Genomic DNA, 21,314 nt, shown 5'->3' with positions numbered 1-21,314 from the left:
ATCTCGCCGGAGCGCCCGTTGCTAAGCACCCTCATCGCACTTTCGGTCGCCGCGCTGGTCGCGCCGGCCGTGATGTGGTGGCTGGGTCCACGCGGCTTCTACGTCATCGCCCTAGCGCCCGTCGCCGCCCTGGTATGGGTCCTCACGCACTGGCCCACCAACGGTCCCCGCGTCGAATCGGTCCAGTGGATCCCTCGGCTACAGATGACGTTCGACATGCGGATGGACACGCTGTCGGCCGTCATGGCGGTCCTCATCCTCGGGATCGGCGCCCTCGTCCTCTGCTACTGCGCGAACTACTTCGACGCGATGCGCCCGCGCGTCGCGATGTTCGGCGGTGAGATGCTCGCCTTCGCGACCGCCATGTTCGGCTTGGTCGTCTCCGACAACACCCTGATTCTGTACGTGTTCTGGGAGATCACGACGGTGTTGTCGTTCCTGCTGGTCGGCTTCTACGGGATTCGCGCCTCCTCGCGACGCGCCGCGACGCAGGCCCTGTTGGTCACCACGCTGGGCGGACTGGCCATGCTCGGCGGCATCATTGCCCTGGGCACCCGCACCGGCAGCTACCTGCTCTCGGACCTCATCGCCCATCCACCGGCCTCTTCCGTCTACGTCGACATCGCCATCGCCGCGATCCTCGTCGGCGCGCTGTCGAAGTCGGCCATCATCCCGTTCCACTTCTGGCTGCCAGGAGCCATGGCCGCGCCGACCCCGGTCAGCGCCTACCTGCACGCCGCGGCGATGGTGAAGGCCGGCGTGTATCTCGTCGCGCGCCTGGCACCGGGCTTCGCGTCGCTGCCGGTGTGGCAGGTGATGGTCTTGGGTCTGGGTTCGCTGACCATGCTCGTCGGTGGGTGGCGGTCGTTGCGCGAGCTCGACCTGAAACTGATCCTCGCGTTCGGCACTGTCTCGCAGCTCGGCTTCCTGATGGTGCTCCTCGGATTCGGCGACGCCAACGTCGCCCTCGCCGGCGTCACCATGCTCGTCGCCCACGCCATGTTCAAGGCGGCACTGTTCATGGTCGTCGGGATCATCGACCACTCCACCGGTACCCGCGACCTGCGCAAGCTCGCGCGACTCGGACAGAAGATGCCCGTGCTCGCGGTGATCGCCGCCGTGGCGGCGGCCAGCATGGCGGGCCTGCCGTTCACCTTCGGTTTCGTCGCCAAGGAGGCCGCCTTCGGCACGGTCTGGACATCGGGGGCGCTGCCCGGGTGGCGCTCCCACGGCCTCGACCTCGTACTGCTGGCGGGAGCCGCCATCACGATGGCCTACTCCACGCGCTTCCTGTGGGGCGCCTTCGGCCGCAAGGTCCGCCCCGGCCCCAGCCTGGCGGTCACCCGAGCCCACCACCCGCACGCGATGTTCCTCGTCCCCCCGGCGGTCCTGGCCGTGCTCGGCATCGTCGCCGCATTCGCCGCCGGACGGCTCGGCAAGGAGTTCGAGCCGTACGCGGTAACGCTGCCCGACTTCGGCGAACCACTCGAACACCTCGCGCTGTGGCACGGATTCGGACTGCCGGTGCTGTTCTCGACCATCGCCATCGTCGGCGGCATCGGCGCCTTCCTATTGGTCCGCGCCCTGCGCGACCACCTGTTCGTCCGCCCGATGAGCATCAACGTTCCCCTCATCATCGTCCTGGGCGGCATCGTGAGCTGCGGCGCCTACCTGCTGATGGACCGGTCGCTCATCAAGATGCTGCTGGGCCTCATGCTCGTGGGCAACGCGGTCAACATCCTGATCCTCGTCGTCTCCGGAAACAGCGGCAATCCGCCGATCCGCGGCCACGACGCCGGCCGTGCCGCCGACGCCGATCCGCTCGCTCAGGCGATGATCCTCACCGCCATTGTCATCATGATGGGCGTCGCAGCCTTTGTGCTCGCGCTCGTCTACCGCCTCTACGTCCTCAACCGTGACGAGGGCGAGGACGACGACAACGTCGACGACGATCCCGAGGACGTGAAGATCCTCGGCGGCTCATTGGAGACCGCGGGGGACCGCGACCGGAGCGACGACCCGCTCACCCTCGCCGACACCGCCGCCGGCGACCTTTTCGACGACGAGGGCCACCCGCTCACGCGCGAACAGTTCGAGGCGCTGCACCGCGTCATCATTGAGACCGACCTCCTCATGAACGATGCCGACGACGTCGTCGACGAGCTGCACAGCCCCGACGAGGACGACGACACGTATTGCGTGGTGCCCAGCCCCGACGAGGACGAGGGCCTCGGAGAACTCCAGCACCGCGATGGAAGGGGGCCGCAGCTATGAGCATCGCAGTCCCCGTCTCTTGGTTCCCGGTCCTCATCGTCATGCCGACGCTGGTGCCGCTGATCGGCGCGGCGATCACGCTGGTCGCCGGGCGGATCCCACGCCTGCAGCGCGTCGTCACCGTCCTGGCGATCACCACGTCGCTGAGCGCCTCGCTGCTGATGCTGTTCGGCGTCAGCCAGCACGGGACGCAAGCGATCGCCATCGGCGGCTGGGACGCCGGCGTCGGCGGGCAACGCAGCAAACGACTCGGACCGCTGGGGATCACCCTGGTCGTCGACCACCTGTCGGCCATGATGCTGGTCGTCTCGTCGACGGTGCTGCTCGCGGTCATCCTCTACGCCATCGGCCAGGGTCTGCGCGACGGCACCGAGGCACAGCCGGTGTCGATCTTCCAGCCGACCTACCTGATCCTGTGCGCCGGCGTGTCCAACGCCTTCCTCGCCGGCGACCTGTTCAACCTGTACGTGTCGTTCGAGGTGCTCCTCACCGCCAGTTACGTGCTGCTCACCGTCGGCGCCAGCATCGACCGGGTGCGCGCGGGCGCGATGTACGTGATGGTCTCGATGGTCTCGTCGCTGATCTTCTTGCTCGGCATCGCGTTCGCCTATGCGACGACGGGAACGCTGAACCTCGCCGAGATGTCGATCCGACTCAACAACGGCGAGGTCCCCGACGGCACGCGCAACGCGCTGTTCGCCGTTCTGCTCGTCGCATTCGGCATCAAAGCCGCCGTCTTCCCGCTGTCCACGTGGCTGCCCGACTCGTACCCGACGGCCCCGGCACCGGTCACCGCCGTGTTCGCGGGCTTGCTGACCAAGGTCGGCGTGTACGCGATCATCCGGGCGCACACGCTGCTGTTCCCCGGCGGGTCGATGGACTCGGTGCTGATGATCGCCGGCCTGTTGACGATGCTCATCGGTATCGCCGGTGCGATAGCCCAGTCCGACATCAAACGCCTGCTCTCGTTCACCCTCGTCAGCCACATCGGCTACATGGTGTTCGGCATCGCGCTGTCATCCAAGATCGGCATGGCCGCGGCGATCTACTACGTCGCCCACCACATCCTCGTGCAGACCACCCTGTTCCTCGTCGTGGGGCTGATCGAGCGGCAGGCCGGCTCAGCGTCGCTGCGAAGACTCGGCGGGCTGATCGCGAGTCCCGTCCTGGCCGTCCTGTACCTGGTGCCGGCCCTCAACCTCGGCGGCATCCCGCCGTTCTCCGGTTTCATCGGCAAAGTCGGACTGCTCCAGGCTGGCGCCGTGGACGGATCGGTGCTCGCGTGGACGCTGGTCGTCGGCGGTCTGGTCACCAGTCTGTTGACGCTCTACGTCGTCGCCCGCATCTGGACGAAGGCGTTCTGGCGGGCCCGGGCCGACGCCCCCGAGGGCGACCTGTCCGACGAGCGGCCGTCGGCGTTGATGGACGAGAGCACCGACATCGCCTTCTCCGACCGCGACGACGTCGGATCGATGCCGCCGGGAATGGTGGTCCCGACCGCGGCCATGGTCCTCGTCGGCCTGGCCATGACGATCTGGGCCGGACCGATCATGAACTACGCCGACCGCGCCGCCGCCGACGTCATCGATCCCACGGTGTACATCCGCGCGGTGACCGGGATCGGGGGCCGCTGATGCGCGCTGCACTCATCAACGCCTGGCGGCTCACGTTGCTGAGCATCTTCTGGGCCTGCGGGCAGGCTTTCGTGTGGCTGGCCGGGCACGTCAAGGTCCCGGACTGGCTGGGGGGCGACCTGCGCGAGGTCGGCGTCCGGCTGTGGACAGTGTCGTGGCTGACCTTCGTCTGGGTGCTGCTGTGGGGACGCGTCTCGTGGGCGAACATCCTCGCCGGGTTCGTCATGGCGATCGCAATCATCACACTGCTGCCGCTGCCGCGGGTCCCCGTCGAGGGCCGCCTGCACCCGGTGTCCATCACCCTGCTCGTCCTGCGGCTGATCCGCGACTTCTTCCTCTCGTCGATGCAGGTGGCATGGGCGGCCGTCCGCCCGCACCGTCCGCCGCTGGGCGCAGTCGTCCGACGGCGAGTGGCCATCAAGTCCGACATGGTGCTGACACTGGCCATCAACTACATCAACCTGGTCCCCGGCACTCTGGTCGTCGAGATCGACCACCGTCGGCGCATGCTCTACATCCACGTTTTCGACCTGTCGACACCCCGGAAGGTCGCTGCTTTCGACCGACAGATCGCCTTTGTCGAGCGCGCCTTCATCCACGCGTTCGAGCGCGACAGCGAATGGCATCCGAGCCCGTACCACGGGATCGACGACGAGTATCACAACCGCGTCCTCGCCCAGCGCGAGGCCGACGGGAGGGAGCTGCGATGAGCACCATCGACATCCTGTGGCTGATCGCCGCGGGCATGCTCCTGGCGGCCGCCATCCTCACGAGTGTGCGCGTGCTCGCCGGGCCGACCACGCTGGACCGGCTGATCTCCCTGGACATGGCGATCGCGGTCACCATGGCCGGTCTGGCCGTGTGGGCCGGGATGAGCGGCGACTCGTCGGTCGTGGCGACGATCGCCGCGATCGCCCTGGTCAACTTCATCGGGTCGATCGCCGTCGCCCGCTTCCGCGTCCGGGATGATCAGTGATGAGCGCCGCCGAAATCATCAGCACCGTCCTGGTGCTCACCGGCGCGCTGGTCGCCCTCACCGCATCGATCGGGTTGCTCCGCTTCCGCGACACCCTCTCACGCATGCACGCCGCGACAAAACCGCAGACGTTCGGGATGCTGCTGGTGCTGTCCGGCGCTGGAGTGCGGCTCGGGCACAACGTCGACATCGGGATGCTGATCCTGGCGGGACTGTTCGTCATGATCACCGCACCGGTCGTGGCCCAGCGGATCGGGCAGTTGGCCTATCGGGAGCAGCGCGCCGACAGCGGCCTCACTCGTTCCCCCACCGAGGTCCCCACTCCCGACCAGGAGTAGGCGCGGAGGGATTGGCTACCGCCGCCGCTTGGAGCGGTGTGAGAGCCGACGCCGCATGCGGCCGACGACCAGAATCGTCGACATCACCACGAGCGCGACGATCAGGGCGATCTGCACCGGGGTCTCGTTGACGACGGTGACGACGCCGAGCAGCGCCACCGCTAGCACCAAGAGGATCTCGCGCAGTTCGACGTAGAACCGGTGCAGCCGTCCGGGGCGCACACGCACCGTCCCGAGCGTCTGGCCGTTCACGCCAAGCCGCGCGCGCAGCTCGGCGTCGACGAAGGCCATCGGCAGGTCCTGGTTGATGCCGAGGGTCTCGACGCCGGCAGGGAACCGCGCTCCCCACGATCCGCCGGTGACGGCCCGGCGGTTGTCCTCCACATCCGAGGGCACCTCGAACACCTTGAGAACCACCGACGGAACCCTGCCGTCCTCGTCGGGTGAGCCCTCCATCACGATGTAGTCGCCGCTCTCGACGCCGAGAATGTCGATCGCCAGCCGCGGCATGAGGACGATGTCGCGCTCGGCCGACGCCGGGTCTGCCAACGTGACGCGCATCGTCAGGTACGTCGGCCTGCCCAGCATCCAGTCGAACCAGCGGACGCGGTCGACGTAGGCGGGCCGCAGCGCTGCGACGTCACCGCGCTCGAGGCCGCAACCCATCCGCAGGACGTGGTCGACCTGCACATGCCCGACCGGTGGCTCGGCCGGATCTTCCGGGCTGTACGGGTGCACCGCGGCCAGTGCCGCGGGCGCAGCCGCGCCGTAGCGGGCGGCGAGGCGCGCCGACCGGATCGACACCAACGGCGGGTTGCCCAGTTGCGCCAGGTCCTCCCGGCACAGCCGGATGACCGACTTGCCGCCGCGCTCAAGCCCGTCGGGGCTCGAGTCGACCCACGCCAGCTTTTCGTCGGCTAATTCGTCGGGATTGCGCCGGCGCGGCTCCTCTACGTCGCCGACCGGCGGCAACGTCCCGTAACGGCGGGGGGCGGCGCCCATCTCGTCGGGCAGCTCGAAGAACGGGTTGTCCGGCAGGTCATCCCCGGTCGGCGCTTCCAGCACCTGCGCCTGGGTCAGGCCCGGCGTCCCCGGCATCTGCATGCGGATCGGCATACCCGTCTCATCGGTACGCAGTCCCCCCTCGGCGACGTAGGCGTACACGCCGGGCAATTCCTCACCGGTTTCGAGCACCACGCGCACGCCCTGGCGAGCGTCGAGCCAGACCCGCCGGTAATACGGCGACTCCGATTCATCGAGTTCGGCAATCTGACGGTCGTCGAGGAACTGCACCGCCAGCACGGCCTCCCCACATCGGCGTCGGGGTAAACGGTTGCCGGGATGTAGCCGAACTGCGAGATGAAAGAGGTGTAGCCGACCGCGACGCCGCCGACCCGGGCCCGGATGGACGGGATGAACAGCGCCTCAGGCCGGTCGCGGAACTTGTGCCGCAACTGCGACGGTGCCGCGTTGGAACCTATCGCCACCACCGGCGCGCGAGCGTCGATCGATGCGCAATGCTGCTGCTCGGCCAAGCGGTTGAGGTGCAGTGCCGACGAATCCTGGCGGTCGGCGGCCCGCACGTTGCGCACCCGGCAGGCACCGAGGCGCACCGGCGGAGTCTCGTCCCACGCGAGCGTCGCACCGTCGCGGTCGGTGACCTTCCACATGCGCTTGTCGGAGACCACCACCGAGTCCGGCGGCCACACGCCGGGATAGCCCAGCGGCACGTTGCGCGGCGCGGACGGCGCCTCGTACGGCGTCAGATCGTCGTACGCCCCCGGTTCCCCCATCCGGCGTCAGTCGGCGTCGATGACGCCGCAGGCGGCGCGGCCGCCGGCGTCGCCTGTGGCGAGGGTCTTCTCGTCGGGACCGGGCTTGCCGTCGGCGCTGTACCGATCGGGGATGTTGCCGAAGTTGTCGGCACCGGCGTGGATCACCAACGACTTCCCGATGATCTGCTTGATCGTGACGGCCTCGCTGGTCGTCGTGGCGGTGCCACCGCCGTTCGAGCCGATGTAGATCGACACCAGGTCGCCACTGGACGGATGTCCGGTGTGCCCACCGACCTGCAGGTGTCCGCCAGCGCTGGAGAACGGCTCCGCGGACTTCGGATCGCACACGCCGTTGGTGTGGATGTGCATGCCGTGGAATCCCTGCGTCAAGCCCTGCGCGACGTTGACGACGATCTTCACGCCGTTACCGGCCTTGGTGAACTCAGCGGTCCCGATCTTGCGTCCATTGACGTCGATCAGGGTGGCGGTAGCGTCACCGGCGCCACCCGCCTCGCCCTCGTCGCCGTGTCCTTCCGCCTGGCCACCCGGCGCACCCTGGTCACCGGTGATGACGGTCGGGTTCGTGCCCTTCACCGTCGACGGTTCCTCGGAGTTACTACAGCCCGCCAGGGCGAGGCCGAGGGCAGTGGCAGCAGCGATCGCAACAGGAATACGCATCGTGGATCCTCTCATTCGGTGATGGCGATGACCAGCACACCGTCGGTGCACTGAGGCAGCGACGACCCCGAGGGGCGCGATTCCACGCTGTACCCGCCGCCGAGGTCGGTGGCGATCTGCTTGGCAGCCGCCTCGTCGCCGGAGCGGTAGAAGATGGTGTTCTCGCTCAACGAGCTCGACGACATGTTTGCCGGTTCGGCGGTCTTGTAGCCCTTTGCCTTCAGTTCCTGGGTGACCGAGCCGGCCAGGCCGCTGACGCTGCCCGCGTTGACGACGCACACCCGCGTCGACGAGGCCTCGACGGTGGTCGTCGGGGCCGAGGTCGTGCGCTGCGCGACCGTGGGCGACGCGGTGGTCGTCGGGGCCGGCGCGTCGGAGTCGCCGGAGGTCGCCAAGTGGTGGGCGCCGAGGCCGAAGAAAACGACGGCCACGGCCAGCAGCAGCATCGCCCCGGCACGCAACGGCAGATGGTTGGGTTCGCGTTCGGTTGTCATCAAGCCCAACTCTATCGCAGGGCGACGGGCTACTAGGAGAGGTCGAATCCCAGACGGCGCGCAGCGCGGGCCTTCTGGCGCGATGCGCGCAGTCGGCGCAGCCGCTTGACGAGCATCGGATCGGCGGCCAGCGCTTCAGGCCGGTCGACGAGCGCGTTCAGCACCTGGTAGTAGCGCGTGGCGGAGAGCCCGAAGAGCTCTTTGATCGCCTCTTCTTTCGCCCCGGCGTACTTCCACCACTGCCGTTCGAACGAAAGGATCTCCCGCTCACGGCGCGACAGGCCGTCAGCGCCGATCTCGTTCGGATCGAGATCAGGTGTTGCCCCCGCCTGCTGGGTCTGCTCGCTTCGCGCAGTCGCCCCGTCCATCACGCTCCCTCGAACATCAAGCTCGTCTCGCTAGTCATCTAACCACGCCGCAATGGCGCAGCCACATCGTGACGCGCCGTGATTGCGGTCGTCCCAATCGGACTGCGTAATCTGTTGCCCATGGCGATTCTCCCGATCTGCATCGTCGGCGAGCCGGTGCTGCACGAACCCACCGCACCCGTCGAGCTCGACGCCGACGGTCGTCCGAGTGCCGCTGACGTGGCCCTCCTTGACGACATGTACGAAACAATGGACGCCGCCAACGGCGTCGGGTTGGCGGCCAACCAGGTGGGCGTCGGCAAGCGGATGTTCGTCTACGACTGCCCCGACGGGGAGTCCCGTGCGGCCAAGCGCCGTCGCGGCGAGGTCATCAACCCGGTGCTGGAGACCTCTGCCATCCCCGAGACGATGCCCGACCCCGACGACAACGACGAGGGCTGCCTCTCCGTGCCCGGTGAACAGTTCCCGACTGGGCGCGCGGAGTGGGCACGCGTCACCGGTGTCGATCGCAACGGCGACCCGGTGGACATCGAGGGCCACGGCTTCTTCGCGCGCATGCTGCAGCACGAGACCGGCCACCTCGACGGATTCCTCTACGTCGACGTCCTGCTCGGACGCAATGCGCGCGCGGCGAAAAAGGCCGTCAAGCGCAACGGCTGGGGCAAACCGGGGCTCGCCTGGATGCCCGGTGAGGTCGAGGACCCGTTCGGGCACGACGACTAGACGTGTTCGTCGGCGACCGCGTGGTGGTCCGGTACCGCTTGGCGCCCGGAGCCCCGGCGGACTGGCGCGATGCGGCCGGGGCGACCCTGTCCGACGTCACCGGCGTCATCGTGAATTCCGGTGATCCGCTGGTCCTGGACACGGCGGCCGTCCCGGTCGAGCTCATCACCTCGGTTCGCCTGCTCCCCTATCGCGCCGTGCGGAACAACGAGATCCGCGACGTGGCGCTGCGGGCGATCGACGCTGCCGAGTCCGACGAGGTCCTGGGTTGGCGCGTGCGCGCCGGTGCCACGCTCGTCGACAGTGCAGTTCCCCGCAATAGCGCGGTGCCCGCGATCATGGGCGCGCGCCTGGACTCGACGACGGTCGCCGCGTTGCAGCAGTGGTACGCCTCGCGGGGACTGCGCGCCGTGGTCGAGCTCCCCGAGCGCCTGGTGTCGGGCGGGACTGCTGTGGGCGCCGCGGTGGGCGGGGAGTTCCACCGGCTCGTGCGGGTCGCCGACGACGGTACTGAGACCGACATTGTGACCGTGGCGGCCGATGACCTGACACGAGGGACCTCGTTGCGTGCCGACGGTTTCCGTCTGCACCACCGGGTTGCCTATCGCGACCTGGGCGACTGAGAGCTAATCTCGACGCGATGCGCCCGTCTACCCCCGCCACCGCGACCCGGATCGCGATCGGCATCGCCCTCACCGTGCTCGTCGTCGGGCTGGTGTGGTTGATGGGCGGGATGGGCTCGGGCGGCGGAGGCGGTGACCACGTCGGTCAGGGTGGCCAGGGTGGACAAGGTGGCCAAGTGGCCGTGCAGGGTGCACCGGACCGGGTCGTGCGCACACTGTCCCTCATCGACGCCGGCGAGTGGCCGGAGGCGGCCAATGCCCCGGGTACCAGCGGCGGGCGCACGTTCCGCAACAACGAGGGACAGTTGCCGCGCACGGATTCCACGGGCGCACGGGCCCGCTACCAGGAGTGGGACGTCAACCCCAAGAAGCCGGGCCGCAGCCGTGACGCCGAGCGCATCATCACCGGTGCCGACGGCAGTGCCTGGTACACACTGGACCACTACCGCTCCTTCCACCAGATCCGGGGGCCCTCACGGTGAGCACCGCCGACACGACAATTGACGACTTCCTGGCCGCGACCCGCAGCGGCGGGCCGACGGTGGCGCTGCGCGTCGTCGACGGCACTCCTGCCCCGACGCCGTCCGGAGTTGCGGTGCGGCGCATCGACGGTGAACATGCCCGCACGCTGCCCGGCCTCTACCGCGCGATGGCCGCGGCCTGGGATTTCCCCGATCATTTCGGCATGAACAAGGACGCCTTCGACGACTGCATGGGCGACCTGCCCGATTCGGGCCGCGGCTACCTCACCGAGGTCACCGCCCCCGCCGCGCTGCTCGACGACGCCCCCGGTGAGCTGTCGTGGTTCATCGACTCGCTGGCCTTCTACGCCGATGAATACGCGCCGGACCGCGCGTTCGGGGTGCTGTTGCTGGCGACCGCGCGGCAGGCACCGGCGGCGCTGCGACGGTGGCGGGCAGCGGGCGCGAGCGTCACGGAGGTCCGATGATGCGATTGGCCTCGTGGAACGTGAACTCCATCCGTGCGCGGTCGGAGTCGGTCGTCGCGTGGGCGGTCGACGCCGACGTGGACGTCGTGGCGCTGCAGGAGACCAAGTGCACCGACGACGGCTTCCCAGTGATGAGCTTCCTCGCCGCCGGGTATGACGTCGCGTTCACCGGATCGGGCGGCTACAACGGGGTCGCCATCGCCTCGCGCATCGGCCTCGACGAGGTGGAGTACGGATTCGAGGGACAACCCGCGTTCGACGGTGAGGTCGAGGCTCGCGCGATATCGGCGGTATGCGGCGGAGTGCGGGTCTGGAGCCTGTACGTTCCCAACGGACGGGCGCCCGGCGACCCGCACTTCGTTTACAAACTCGACTGGCTGACCGCGTTGCGCGACCGTGCGGCCCTGTGGTTGGCCCACGACCCAGCCGCGCAAATCGCACTGGCTGGCGACTGGAATGTCGCACCGACCGATGCCGACGTCTGGGACACCGCGGAATTCGAGGGCAAGACCCACGTCACCGACGCGGAGCGCGCGGCATTCGACGCCTTCGCGCAGGCCGGGTACACCGATGCGGCACGGCCCTATCTGGATACCGCGAAGACCTACACGTTCTGGGACTACCAACAGTTGCGGTTCCCCCGCAACCAGGGCATGCGGATCGACTTCGTGCTGTGCTCACCGGCGTTGAACGACCGCGTGTTCGACGCGTCGATCGACAAGGCAGCCCGCAAGGAGCCAGGCGCCAGCGACCACGCGCCGGTCGTACTCGACATGCGCTAGGCGCGGTCGGTCCGGGGAACCGCAGCCGCGGACTCGGGGAACGCGAGGTACTCGACCTGGCGGGTGAAGCGCGACCACCGGGGAAAAGTCTCCGTCATGTAGCGCCCGACACGCCCGGCCGGTGTCGACACGGTCGGCTGGCCGTAGCGGACCGCACGGGCCACCAGCTTGGCGGCCTGCGCCGGGGTGAGCGCCGGTCCGGGCTGTACCCGGCGCGACGGTTCGATCATCGGCGTCTTGGTCAGCGGGACCTTCACCGAGGTGACCGTGATGCCCCTGGTCGCCACCTCCCCGGCCAGGACCTCGCCGAAGGCGTCGAGTGCCGCCTTGCTGGCGACGTACGCGCTGTAGCGCGGGCTGTACATCTGGGTGCTGATACTGGACACGTTCACGATGCGGCCGTGCCGCCGCTCGATCATCCCAGGCAGCACGGCGAGCGTGCAGGTCACCGCGCCGAGGTAGTTGGCCTCGATGGTCCGCCGGTAGTCGTGGGTGCGCTCTACCGCGTATGTAGCACCGCGCCGGATCGATCGGCCCGCGTTGTTGATCAGGACGTCGATGCGCCCGTAGCGCTCGGCGGCAGCCGCGACGATCTCGCGTATCCGATCTTCGTCGGTGACGTCACCGGCCCACCAGGCCACTCGATCGACCGCGTCGAACTCGGCGACCAGCGCCTCCCCCGCCTCGGTCAGGCGCTGCTCGTCACGTGCGACGAGGACAACGGTCGCACCGTCGCGGACGAATCGCCGCGCGGTGGCCGCACCTATCCCCGACGATCCGCCGGTGATCAGGATGACCGCCCCCGCGGGATCCATCGGCCGTAGGCGTGAGGTCGCCGACGCTACCGCCGCGCGGCCCAATCCTCGACGCGCGGACCAGACCCGACGGGGAACCGACGACTTCGCCATGGCTGAAGATCCTAGGCGGTCGGCGCGGGAACACCGTCGAGCAGCACGCGCGTCACAATCCGTGCCACCTCGTCGACGTCGCCGACGTCCTGGTCGTCGGCGACTGCGGGGATGACGACCGCGAGGATCGCCGAGATCCACGCCTGCCCGGCGAACTCCAGACTGATCGATTCGTCGATCAGGCCCTCCGCTGCCGCGTTGGCCAGAACCTCCGACGCCAGGCCACTCAGATCATGGAAGTGCCGCAAATGGCTCCGCAGGGTCTCCTTGTCGACGCCGGCGACGTTCATCGACAGGAACGCCGACACGTCAATCCTGTTCATCGCCAACCCCAGCAGGTCCGCCGTCACCGACTGCATCTGCGTCCGCAGCTCATCCTCGGTCACCGGGTGGGGTGAGAATGCGGCCCGTCGCAGAACGTCCAGATAGCCCTCCACCTCGCGGGTGACGAGCACATCGAGCAGTTCGCGACGGTTGTCGAAGTAGTTGTAGAAGGTCCCGTGGCTCACCGCCGCGCGCGCGGTGATCTCCTTGACCCCGGTCGCGGCGTAGCCGTTCTCGACGCACTCGGCCAGCGCCGCGTCGAGCAGTTCCTCACGGCGTGACTGCTTACCCATGGCCACTCGTGTCACCCGTTTGCGCTGCGGCGGCGCCCTTGCGCGCGAGCAACCCCGAACGCCCGATCTTCGAGGCCGAGGCCAGGTAGTCCGCACGTTTGCCGAGATCGTCGTGCTGTTCGTCTCCCACGAGCAGCATGCCCGGCACGGCCATGCCGGGCAGGGCGTGGGCTACGACATCGATCTCGCGGGGATCGAAGTCCATCCAGCCACGCTCGGTCGCCTCACGCAAAATTCGCATCAGCAGCGCCTCGAAGGTCGCCGCGATGCCGCGCAGGCGATAGCGCAGCTCTCGGTCGACCACTCCGGCCTGAACGCCGAGGAGCCGCAGAATCCCTGGGTTCGCATCAACGAGCCCGTACAGCCGGTCGCCGAGGTCCTCGATCGCCTGCTCGGCTTCTGCCTCGTCACCCGTGTCGACGGCGGCGAGGATCGCGTCCAGGTCGACCGCGTCGGTCAGCTGCTCGACGCACCAGTCGACGACGAGATCGAACAGTTCGCGCTTGCCCTCGACGTACCGGTACAGCGTGCCCTGGCCGACACCGGCCCGGCGGGCGATCTCGCTGACCGGCGCCTCGGTGTACGGATACTCAACGAAGACCTCGAAGGCCGCCCGGGTGAGCTGTTCGCGACGCTTGTCGGCGAGTCCGACCGACGGTGGCCGACCCCGTTTTCGGGGGGCGACGGGAGTGCTGTGGGCATGGTCGAGGGCCTCTTGCGCGACCGGCCCCGGACCCTCCATAGTGGTGAATCCTAGCCGCCCAGGCGCAGTTAGCTCCGTGGCTGTCTTCACCGCACCGTCGCCGCCTCGGCGGATGCTGTTTCGAACGCGAGGTCCTCGATGCCGGCGCGCTTGAGGGCGATGGCTATTCCGAGGCCACCTACTCCAGCCCCGATGATCACCGCCAGATAGTCGACCTCAGGCTTCATCGGCCACGCGCTCGCCCTCGTCGCTGACCTGTGTCTGATAGTCGTGCTCCAGCGCCTCGTCGGGCACCGGTACCTCGTCGTCGCGGACCTGCACCTCGATCCGCGTGTCGTAGGCCTTCCGCGCGGTCTTGTCGTAGGGCTGCACTGTCCGATCCGCACCGACGACGCGGCGGCCCAGGAGCCATAGCCATTCCGGCACGATGTGGTACGCCCGCACCGCCGCCACTGTGCCGCGCGGCGCGCCGACGACGGCGGGACGTCGGCGCAAGGTTCCGACCGCGCGCTGTGCCACTGACTCCGGCGTCACGATCCCGCGTCGTTCCCACCTCTTGAACGGGATCCCGCTGACCAGCTCGGTCTGTACGGCCGAGGGCATCACCACCGAGACGGTGACACCGGTGCCCACCAGCTCTTCACGGACGCCACGGGCGAATCCGGTGGCGGCGTGCTTACTGGCCACGTAGGTCGCCAGGCCGGGCGAGTGGATCGCACCGCCGGCCGACGTGACGTTGATGAAGTGGCCGCGACCGCGTGCAATCATCCGTGGCGCCAGGATTCGGTACGAGTGGTAGTGCGACCAGAAGTTGGCCTCCATCGTCGCCCGGGCGACGCCATACCGCTCCTCCAGGACCCGGCCGACCGGCATGATCCCGGCATTGTTGACGACAATGTCGATGGGTCCGACGGCGAGCTCCACCGCCTCGACGACCGCCGCGTAGGCATCGTCGTCGCCCACGTCAAGCCCGAGGCCGAGCGCGCCATGGCCAATCCGGGTGGCGGCCTCGATGGCGTCGGGCTGGTACAAGTCGGCGACCACCACTGTGGCGCCCTGTTGTGCCAGCAGCTCTGCGATCGCAAAGCCGATACCGCGCGCGCCGCCGGTGACGAGCGCGACCGCGCCGTCGAGGGGAATCGGGGTGAATCTCATTTCGCGCTCACCTTCCCGCCGTTGCACGGCCCACCGGCCAGTCGGCAATGCTGTCGAGGGGTGCGGTCCGGAACACGTACGCGTCCAGGTCCACGTTCCGGCTCTGTTGTCGAGCACCGAAGAGACTGGTCGGCCGGATGTAAGGCATGTCGCCGTCAGAGTTCACGTAGTAGGTCCGCAGGCCGGCATTGAGAGTGTTGTAGTAGAAGTCGATGTTCTCGTCGTTGCGACGGATCATCGCGCGGTACTCCTCGTGAGCGCGCTGGGTGACCTCGACGATCGGTTCATCGCGCCGCACAGCCGCCGCGATCACGTTCACCGCGTGCGACGACGAGATCTCGACGAGCAGGTGCCACCCGGTGCCTATCCACGAGTACGGGCCCACCACCATCCATCGGTTCGGCAGTCGCGGCACCGCCACCGACTGGTAGGCCTGGAGTCGCTGCGTGTTGTAGAACACGCCGAGGTCGAATCCGTCGCGCCCGACGACGGTGCCCGCGACGTAGCTCTCCGGGTCGGAGAAGAGGTGGTACCCGGTGGCAAGGACGATCGCGTCCAGCCGGTGGTGAACGCCGTCAGCGGTGATGATCCCATCGGAAACGATCCGCTCGATCGGCACGTCGATGAGCTCGACGTTGTCCCGATTGAACGTCTGCAGGAACGAGTTCGACAGGGTCGGGCGCTTCCCGAGCGGCCCGTATCCGGGCATGAGCTTGGCACGCACCCGTTCGTCGCGCACGACGCCGCGCAGGTATGCGCGGTAGAGACGTCGAGCGCCCCCGTCGAACCGCGGCGCGGCCCACCGGAACAGCGGACGCGGGGTCTGGTAGGCCACGCGCAGGGCTCCCTCGATGAACAGGTTCGCCACTCCGGCGAGCGGTTTGCCGACGATTCGCCCGGCCATGGCGCGTGCGACCGGACCGGGAATTGCGACGTCGGGTTTCGGGAGCGCCCAAACCGGAGTGCGCTGGTAGACCTCTAGCAAGGCGACCTGTGGCGCGATTGACGGGGAGATCTGGACCGAGCTCGCGCCGGTCCCGATCACCGCGACGCGCTTGCCGCGCAGGTCGTACTCGTGATTCCACGCATTGGGCCGCAGGACCTCCCCGGTGAAGTCGAGGTAACCGGGGATACCCGGGTCGTCCTTGGCGGTGATGTACGCGCCGATCGCCGAAATCACGAACCGCGCAGTGATCTGCGACCCGTCGGCGATGTGCAACCGCCAGAAGCCCGCCGCGTCATCCCATTCCTCCTTGACCACCCGGGTGTCCCAGCGCGCGTGCTCGTAGAGCCCGTGCTGGCGCGCGACGGTGCGGTGGTACTCCCAGACCTGCCGACCCATCGGGAACATCCGCTGCCACTTCGGGTTGGGCGCGAACGTGTACTGGTAGGTGAATCCCGGGACGTCCACCGCCAGACCTGGGTAGTGGTTGTCTCGCCAACTGCCCCCGAAGTCGGCGGCCTGGTCGAGGATGACGAAGTCCTCGATTCCCTGGTCCTGCAGGAGAATCGACGCGCAGATGCCGCCGGGTCCGGCGCCGATGATGACAACGAGATGCTCCGGTGTCGCCGAGGCCGCAGCGTTCGCCATCGATTCCCCCTTCTGATCAAACGTGACCAAAACAAGACTGACACACCAGTCCTATAATTGCCAGAGGGAAATCGGTCCCTCGTCCTATTCGCTGGGCGGAAGCGTTACCGCGCCGCCCATTCCGCGATTTCGGCGCCCAGTGGCGTCGCCGGACCGCGCAGCGAAAGCAGCTCTGCCAGGATGTCCGACCACCGGCCGGTGGCACCGAGGCGACCGAGCAGCGCGCACGTCGCGAGTTCATTGCGCCGGCCGAACGCGTGCGCTTCGACCAGCACCTGCCCGGAGATGGCCCGAGAATGGCCGCCCTGCAACGTGAGTGCCGTCGCCGCCGACCGGGCGGCGAGGCCCTGGGTGATCTGCCGCTCGCCTTCAATCACGTGCCAGCCGACGACATCGCCGATGTAGTCGACGAAGCCTTCGGCCTCCACCCGATCCTGGTCGACGATGAAACCCGTGCGCACCGCGGCGTCGTATGCCGCCTGCCTGTCACCGTTCAACAGTGCGGTGATGACCTCGCGCTCCAGCGACAGCTCCGCCGGAGTCAAGGCGATACACAAGCCGAAGTCGACGAATCCGACTCGCCCATCGGGCAGCACCAGGACGTTGCCCGGGTGCGGGTCGGCGACGAACCGGCCGATCCGATACATCTCACCGCAGTAGAAGCGGTACACCGCTTCGCCGATCCGGTTGCGCTGGGCCTGCGGAAGCGAGCAGGCATCGTCGAAGCTCATTGCGTCAAGCCATTCGGAGACCAACACCTCGTCGGTGCACAGCTCGGGCACGACGTCGGGAACGACGAACGCGGGGTGACCGGCATAGCGCAACGCGAACTCTCGCTGATTGGCGCACTCGCCGGCGAAGTCGAGTTCCCGCGTGAGTTGGCGGATGACTTCCTCGACCAGCAGCGACGCATTCGCGGCCACCATGTACTTTGACGCGATCTTCGCGAGCATCCGTAGGTTCTTCAGGTCCGCTCGCACCATCACGTCGACGTTGGGGTACTTCACCTTGACCGCCACGGCGCGCCCGTCGCGCAGTGTTCCGCGGTAGACCTGGCCGATCGACGCAGCCGCGACCGGCCCCTCCAACGAGTCGATCTCGCCGTAGCGCGCACCGAGCGAACGACGCATCGTCGCGTCCATCGCCGCGTCGTCCCACTTGGGCACCGAGTCGTACAGCGGGGCCAGTCGGCGGAGGAACTCCTCGCGCGTGTCGCGGTTGGTGATCCCCACACCAAACGTGCCGATGAGCTGGCCGAGCTTCTGTGCCGCGCCGCGCATCCCGGCGGTGGTCATCGCGATGTCATCGGCGAGCCGCAGGATGGCAGCTTCGCGGGATGCGGCCTCCTTCTCCGGGCTGCGCAACGGCGACATGGCGGCGTTGATCGCCTCGCGCCCGGCATGGCGCGCCACCAGGCCGCCCATCTTCCTGCCGCGGCGGATCCGAGACGTTCCACCCCCAGCCGAGTCGCCGCGCTCGGGTGTGTTACTCATCGTACAAGCGTACGGTACACGCTCAGACGTGCGCGGCGGTCTGGTCAGACAAGGCGTTGACCCCGCGCAGGAAGTAGTCGATCGTCGGCCAGGTGTGTGCAACGGCGTCGGGGCCGGCGAGCAGACCGAGGTGGCTGGATTCGACGGTGGTGAACTCGACCAGCGGTGAGCCGATGAGAAGCTCGATGCCGTGCCGCGCGGCCTTCCACGTGCACAGGGCGTCGCGGTGGCTGCCGACGAGTTGCACTGGTACCGCGATCCGCGACAGATCCACGGTCAGCCCGTCGAAGTCGAGCACACCCGACGACAACTCGTCGCGGTAGATGAAGCTCTCCCACATCTGTTCGGCGAGCCGGCCCGGATAGCCGGGGAACTCGCGCTGGAAGCGGTCGATCGCTTCCATGCGCGCCAGCTTGTCCGACTCGGCGAGGTGCGTGGCGACGAACCACGGTTTGCGTACCTCGCGGTCCCACGACGTTGCACGATAGGCGACCTGGACCACGGGTGCAGGGATGCCACCGAGCAGGCGCAGCACACCCGTCGGCGCCCAACCTCCGGTGGGCCGGTTGAGGACGCGCGCCAGCGGATAGCCGGGCAGTGCGTTGTAGTCCAGGGGCGTCGCGATGGTGACGATGCTGCGGACACGACGGTCCTCCTCGGGCGCCGCGGCCGCGGTCAGCAACGACAGCGTGCCGCCCAGGCTCCACCCGTAGAGGTCGACCTGACGAGCACCGAAGTCGTCGAGCACTCGCCCGATGGCCTCGGGGATGATGTCGGTGATGAAGTCGGCGAATCCCATCGCTCGATCGGCGTAGCCGATCTCGCCGAAATCGACGACGTAGGGCACGCGGCCCTGGGTGCGCAGATGCGCGACGACCGAATGGTCGACCGAGAGGTCGTAGCAGCGGGCGGGTGCCGCAATCGGTGGTATGAGCAGCACCGGGGCGCGGCCCGCCTCGCGCGCGGCGAGGACCTCCGCGTCGTCGGCGTAGCGCCGCAGCGTGCGATGCTCACCGGTGGCCACGGTGGTGTGCTCGGTGTCGTTACGGGGCGCGATGCCGTCGCCCAGAGTCAGTGACCAGAGGTTGCGCAAGCCGCGCGCAGCGGCGTCGAAGTCGAGCATCCCACTATCTTACCGGCGAGTCAGATGAGATATCCCGGGTGGCCGCCGACGTCGTTGGCGACGGCCCCCGGAAGTCAGTGCGCCCGAAGTGCTTGGCGCCCAACGGGTCAGATCGATCCGGCGATCCAGTACGCCTGCGCCGTGACCGCGGATCGACCCAGTCCGTAGTCCCGCCGTAGCAGCGTGGCGATCGCGCGCGTCGACGCAGCCTCGGTGGCCACCCAGCCGTGGTAGCCGGTGGCGTCGAAGACGTCGGCGCGCACCGCGTCGACGATCGCCGTACCGTCGGTGCCGCGGGCGACCCACTCCACCCGATGGTCGTCGCGCATCCGCAGGGGCAGGGCGTACTCATCATCGTGCTGGTACTCCATCCAGACGGTGACGGGCACGTCCGGCGAGTCCGAGACGGCGATGGCCTCGAGCAGCGAGTTGATCGCGGGCAGTGAAGCAGCATCACCGGCGATCAGCCAGCCGTCGGGGGCAGGGGTGGGCAATGCGAAGGACGAGCCCATCACCGTCGAGGAGATCGAATCGCCGACGAAAGTGAATTCCGCCCACTGCGAGGCGGGTCCATCGTGGATCGCGAACTCGATGGCGAAAGTGCCCGCGACCGGGTCAGGGTCGACGAGCGTGTACGCGCGCTGGTGCGGCTTGCCGTCGTTGTCGAACCACAGGCGGATCCACATGGTCGGATGGACGCCCTTGTGTGCCAGCAATCCGCCGTCGTCGAAGTAGACGCGCACGTAGTGGTCGGTGATCTTGTCGACGCCGGTGACGGTGAGAAGGAAGTCATCAGCGCCCAGCAGGCGCAGGACCGCACCCTGCCATCCACGAGTGGCCGGCTTCGTCGCGAAGGTCGTCATGCAGGTAGGTTAGCGTAACCTAACCTAATTGGCGAGTCGCGTTACACGGCGGCGAGGCGCACCTGCCCGGGGTGGGTCTCCAGGTAATGCCGGGTGAACGTGCAGACCGGCCGCAGCCGCGCACCGCGCTGCTTCACGAAATCGACGGCACTGCGGGTCAAGCGGGTCGCCAGACCGTGGCCGGTGTATTCGTCGTAGAGGACCGTGTGCAGAACGGTCACGACGTCACCGTCGGAGTCGCGCTCGGCGCGATAGCCCAGGACGCCGACCAGGTCGCCGGCCACCCAGAGTTCGAAGCGCTCCCGGTCCGGGTTGTGCTGGACCTGGCTGAGCTGATGCAGGATCTCCTGGGCGGGTTGAGCCGCCTTCTTGCGAAAACCCATTGCGGCCTCCTTAAGTCTGCGCTGCGGTACTACTCCCGATTGTGCCGTGTGATGTGGCTCACATACTACTTCATGTGACAGATGTGACCAGAGTGAAAACATTGTTGCGTCGTTCCGAGACTTTCGGAGGACTGTCGTAGGCTGGGCGGGCGGGGCGACTCGCACCGCACCACATCCGCGGGGGCTCTCACGCACCGAGGGCTGAGATGGCGACAGGCGGTCGCCGACCGCCTGAACCTGTCCGGGTAATGCCGGCGTAGGGAGCCATCATGAGCACACGTGTGCCCGAAACAGCCACCACCGTCACCACCGGCCCCATCGAGGGCAGCACCAAGCACTATCTCGACGTCGGGGGTCTGCGCGTCCCGCAGCGGCGCGTCCACCTCACCAACGGCGAGCACCTCGACCTCTACGACACGTCCGGGCCCTACACCGACGACACCGCGGTGATCGACCTCGACGCCGGCCTCGCGCCCACGCGCGCCGGGTGGCGACGCCCCGAACCCGCCCCGACCGAAGCGGGCCACGATGCCGCAACGCAGCTGGCCTGGGCGCGTGCGGGAATCGTCACCGACGAGATGGCGTTCATCGCCGCCCGCGAGGGGTGTGACGCCGAGCTGGTGCGCAGCGAGGTCGCACGCGGCCGCGCGGTCATCCCCGCCAATCACCACCACCCCGAACTGGAGCCGACGATCATCGGCAAGAAGTTCCTCGTGAAGATCAACGCCAACATCGGCAATTCAGCGGTGTCGTCCTCGATGGAGGAGGAGGTCGACAAGATGGTGTGGGCGATCCGCTGGGGCGCCGACACGGTCATGGACCTGTCGACCGGCCGCAACATCCACGACACGCGCGAATGGATCG

24 protein-coding genes, 1 pseudogene and 1 riboswitch are annotated in these 21,314 nt (G+C 68.1%); of the genes and pseudogenes, 11 read left to right on the top strand and 14 right to left on the bottom strand.

Annotated features, from left to right (window positions below; genetic code table 11):
• Positions 1-18 precede the first annotated feature (18 nt).
• From B4L26_RS08405 to mnhG, 5 genes are read left to right on the top strand one after another with little or no spacing between them, the layout of a single operon-like run.
• Positions 19-2,274, top strand: a complete 2,256-nt coding sequence (locus B4L26_RS08405) for a Na(+)/H(+) antiporter subunit C (protein ID WP_409563503.1) — start codon at positions 19-21, stop codon at positions 2,272-2,274.
• Positions 2,271-3,908 (top strand): Na+/H+ antiporter subunit D, encoded by a 1,638-nt coding sequence (locus B4L26_RS08395; protein WP_290717932.1) that lies wholly within the window; start codon positions 2,271-2,273, stop codon positions 3,906-3,908. The genes B4L26_RS08405 and B4L26_RS08395 overlap by 4 nt, the downstream gene beginning before the upstream one ends.
• Positions 3,908-4,618, top strand: coding sequence for a Na+/H+ antiporter subunit E (locus tag B4L26_RS08390; RefSeq protein WP_290717930.1), 711 nt, complete (start codon positions 3,908-3,910; stop codon positions 4,616-4,618). The genes B4L26_RS08395 and B4L26_RS08390 overlap by 1 nt, the downstream gene beginning before the upstream one ends.
• 5 nt (positions 4,619-4,623) lie before the next feature.
• Entirely contained in the window at positions 4,624-4,884 is a 261-nt protein-coding gene (locus B4L26_RS08385) for a monovalent cation/H+ antiporter complex subunit F (RefSeq protein ID WP_290717960.1), read from the top strand.
• A complete protein-coding gene (mnhG, locus tag B4L26_RS08380; protein ID WP_290717928.1) occupies positions 4,884-5,222 on the top strand; it encodes a monovalent cation/H(+) antiporter subunit G in 339 nt (112 codons plus the stop codon). Before B4L26_RS08385 ends, mnhG begins: the two co-directional genes overlap by 1 nt.
• Positions 5,223-5,237: 15 nt before the next feature.
• On the opposite strand, the gene B4L26_RS08375 is transcribed toward mnhG, so the two are convergent.
• From B4L26_RS08375 to B4L26_RS08360, 4 genes are all read right to left on the bottom strand, one after another.
• A complete protein-coding gene (locus tag B4L26_RS08375; RefSeq protein WP_290717926.1) occupies positions 5,238-6,524 on the bottom strand; it encodes a hypothetical protein in 1,287 nt (428 codons plus the stop codon).
• A gap of 497 nt (positions 6,525-7,021) precedes the next feature.
• The gene (locus tag B4L26_RS08370) at positions 7,022-7,675 is read right to left on the bottom strand and encodes a superoxide dismutase family protein (RefSeq protein WP_290717924.1); all 654 of its coding nucleotides are present in this window, start codon (positions 7,673-7,675) and stop codon (positions 7,022-7,024) included.
• An 11-nt stretch (positions 7,676-7,686) separates the two neighbouring features.
• Positions 7,687-8,169, bottom strand: a complete 483-nt coding sequence (locus tag B4L26_RS08365; RefSeq protein ID WP_290717922.1) for a LytR C-terminal domain-containing protein — start codon at positions 8,167-8,169, stop codon at positions 7,687-7,689.
• Positions 8,170-8,201: 32 nt separating this feature from the next.
• Positions 8,202-8,537, bottom strand: coding sequence for a DUF3263 domain-containing protein (locus B4L26_RS08360; protein ID WP_290717920.1), 336 nt, complete (start codon positions 8,535-8,537; stop codon positions 8,202-8,204).
• Positions 8,538-8,657: 120 nt separating this feature from the next.
• Here B4L26_RS08360 and B4L26_RS08355 point away from each other — a divergent pair, with 120 nt between their 5' ends.
• The 5 genes from B4L26_RS08355 to B4L26_RS08335 are packed head-to-tail and all read left to right on the top strand — an operon-like array spanning position 8,658 to position 11,614.
• Positions 8,658-9,260, top strand: a complete 603-nt coding sequence (locus B4L26_RS08355; protein WP_290717918.1) for a peptide deformylase — start codon at positions 8,658-8,660, stop codon at positions 9,258-9,260.
• 2 nt (positions 9,261-9,262) lie between these two features.
• On the top strand, positions 9,263-9,883 hold the full coding sequence (locus B4L26_RS08350) for a GNAT family N-acetyltransferase, cg3035/Rv0428c family (protein WP_290717916.1): 621 nt from the start codon (positions 9,263-9,265) through the stop codon (positions 9,881-9,883).
• A gap of 17 nt (positions 9,884-9,900) precedes the next feature.
• The gene (locus B4L26_RS08345; RefSeq protein ID WP_290717914.1) at positions 9,901-10,365 is read left to right on the top strand and encodes a ribonuclease domain-containing protein; all 465 of its coding nucleotides are present in this window, start codon (positions 9,901-9,903) and stop codon (positions 10,363-10,365) included.
• A complete protein-coding gene (locus tag B4L26_RS08340; protein ID WP_290717912.1) occupies positions 10,362-10,832 on the top strand; it encodes a barstar family protein in 471 nt (156 codons plus the stop codon). Before B4L26_RS08345 ends, B4L26_RS08340 begins: the two co-directional genes overlap by 4 nt.
• The gene (locus tag B4L26_RS08335; RefSeq protein ID WP_290717958.1) at positions 10,832-11,614 is read left to right on the top strand and encodes an exodeoxyribonuclease III; all 783 of its coding nucleotides are present in this window, start codon (positions 10,832-10,834) and stop codon (positions 11,612-11,614) included. Before B4L26_RS08340 ends, B4L26_RS08335 begins: the two co-directional genes overlap by 1 nt.
• Here B4L26_RS08335 and B4L26_RS08330 read toward each other — a convergent pair.
• The 10 genes and pseudogenes from B4L26_RS08330 to B4L26_RS08285 form a co-directional block, all read right to left on the bottom strand.
• Positions 11,611-12,522 carry an SDR family NAD(P)-dependent oxidoreductase gene (locus B4L26_RS08330; RefSeq protein ID WP_290717910.1) on the bottom strand — a complete coding sequence of 304 codons (912 nt, stop codon included), beginning with the start codon at positions 12,520-12,522 and terminating at the stop codon, positions 11,611-11,613. The two genes, B4L26_RS08335 and B4L26_RS08330, sit on opposite strands and share 4 nt — an antisense overlap.
• Positions 12,523-12,533: 11 nt before the next feature.
• Complete coding sequence (locus B4L26_RS08325) at positions 12,534-13,139, bottom strand: TetR/AcrR family transcriptional regulator (protein WP_290717908.1); 606 nt, start codon at positions 13,137-13,139, stop codon at positions 12,534-12,536.
• Positions 13,132-13,881, bottom strand: a complete 750-nt coding sequence (locus B4L26_RS08320) for a TetR/AcrR family transcriptional regulator (RefSeq protein WP_290717906.1) — start codon at positions 13,879-13,881, stop codon at positions 13,132-13,134. The genes B4L26_RS08325 and B4L26_RS08320 overlap by 8 nt, the downstream gene beginning before the upstream one ends.
• A gap of 47 nt (positions 13,882-13,928) precedes the next feature.
• Entirely contained in the window at positions 13,929-14,069 is a 141-nt protein-coding gene (locus B4L26_RS08315) for a hypothetical protein (protein WP_290717904.1), read from the bottom strand.
• Between the two features lie 85 nt (positions 14,070-14,154).
• A pseudogene (locus tag B4L26_RS08310) lies at positions 14,155-14,997 on the bottom strand (SDR family NAD(P)-dependent oxidoreductase); the annotation flags it as partial.
• 7 nt (positions 14,998-15,004) lie between these two features.
• Positions 15,005-16,588: a flavin-containing monooxygenase gene (locus B4L26_RS08305; protein ID WP_290717902.1), complete on the bottom strand. Its 1,584-nt coding sequence runs from the start codon at positions 16,586-16,588 to the stop codon at positions 15,005-15,007.
• Between the two features lie 104 nt (positions 16,589-16,692).
• On the bottom strand, positions 16,693-18,081 hold the full coding sequence (locus tag B4L26_RS08300; RefSeq protein ID WP_290717900.1) for an ABC1 kinase family protein: 1,389 nt from the start codon (positions 18,079-18,081) through the stop codon (positions 16,693-16,695).
• Between the two features lie 22 nt (positions 18,082-18,103).
• Positions 18,104-19,204: an alpha/beta fold hydrolase gene (locus B4L26_RS08295; RefSeq protein WP_290717898.1), complete on the bottom strand. Its 1,101-nt coding sequence runs from the start codon at positions 19,202-19,204 to the stop codon at positions 18,104-18,106.
• A gap of 107 nt (positions 19,205-19,311) precedes the next feature.
• Entirely contained in the window at positions 19,312-20,067 is a 756-nt protein-coding gene (locus B4L26_RS08290; protein ID WP_290717896.1) for a siderophore-interacting protein, read from the bottom strand.
• Positions 20,068-20,108: 41 nt separating this feature from the next.
• Entirely contained in the window at positions 20,109-20,450 is a 342-nt protein-coding gene (locus B4L26_RS08285) for a GNAT family N-acetyltransferase (protein WP_290717894.1), read from the bottom strand.
• Between the two features lie 167 nt (positions 20,451-20,617).
• A riboswitch (TPP riboswitch) is annotated at positions 20,618-20,731 on the top strand.
• On the opposite strand from B4L26_RS08285, the gene B4L26_RS08280 reads away from it, so the two are divergent.
• A partial coding sequence (locus tag B4L26_RS08280) for a phosphomethylpyrimidine synthase ThiC (protein ID WP_290717892.1) occupies positions 20,720-21,314 on the top strand: 595 nt, incomplete at its 3' end. (Overlaps the previous riboswitch by 12 nt.)

This window comes from Gordonia sp. UBA7599 (assembly GCA_002477755.1).
In the GTDB taxonomy this organism is placed as follows: domain Bacteria; phylum Actinomycetota; class Actinomycetes; order Mycobacteriales; family Mycobacteriaceae; genus Gordonia.
The sequence above is the reverse complement of the archived record's forward strand: the minus strand, read 5'-3'. Positions and strand labels throughout refer to the sequence as shown.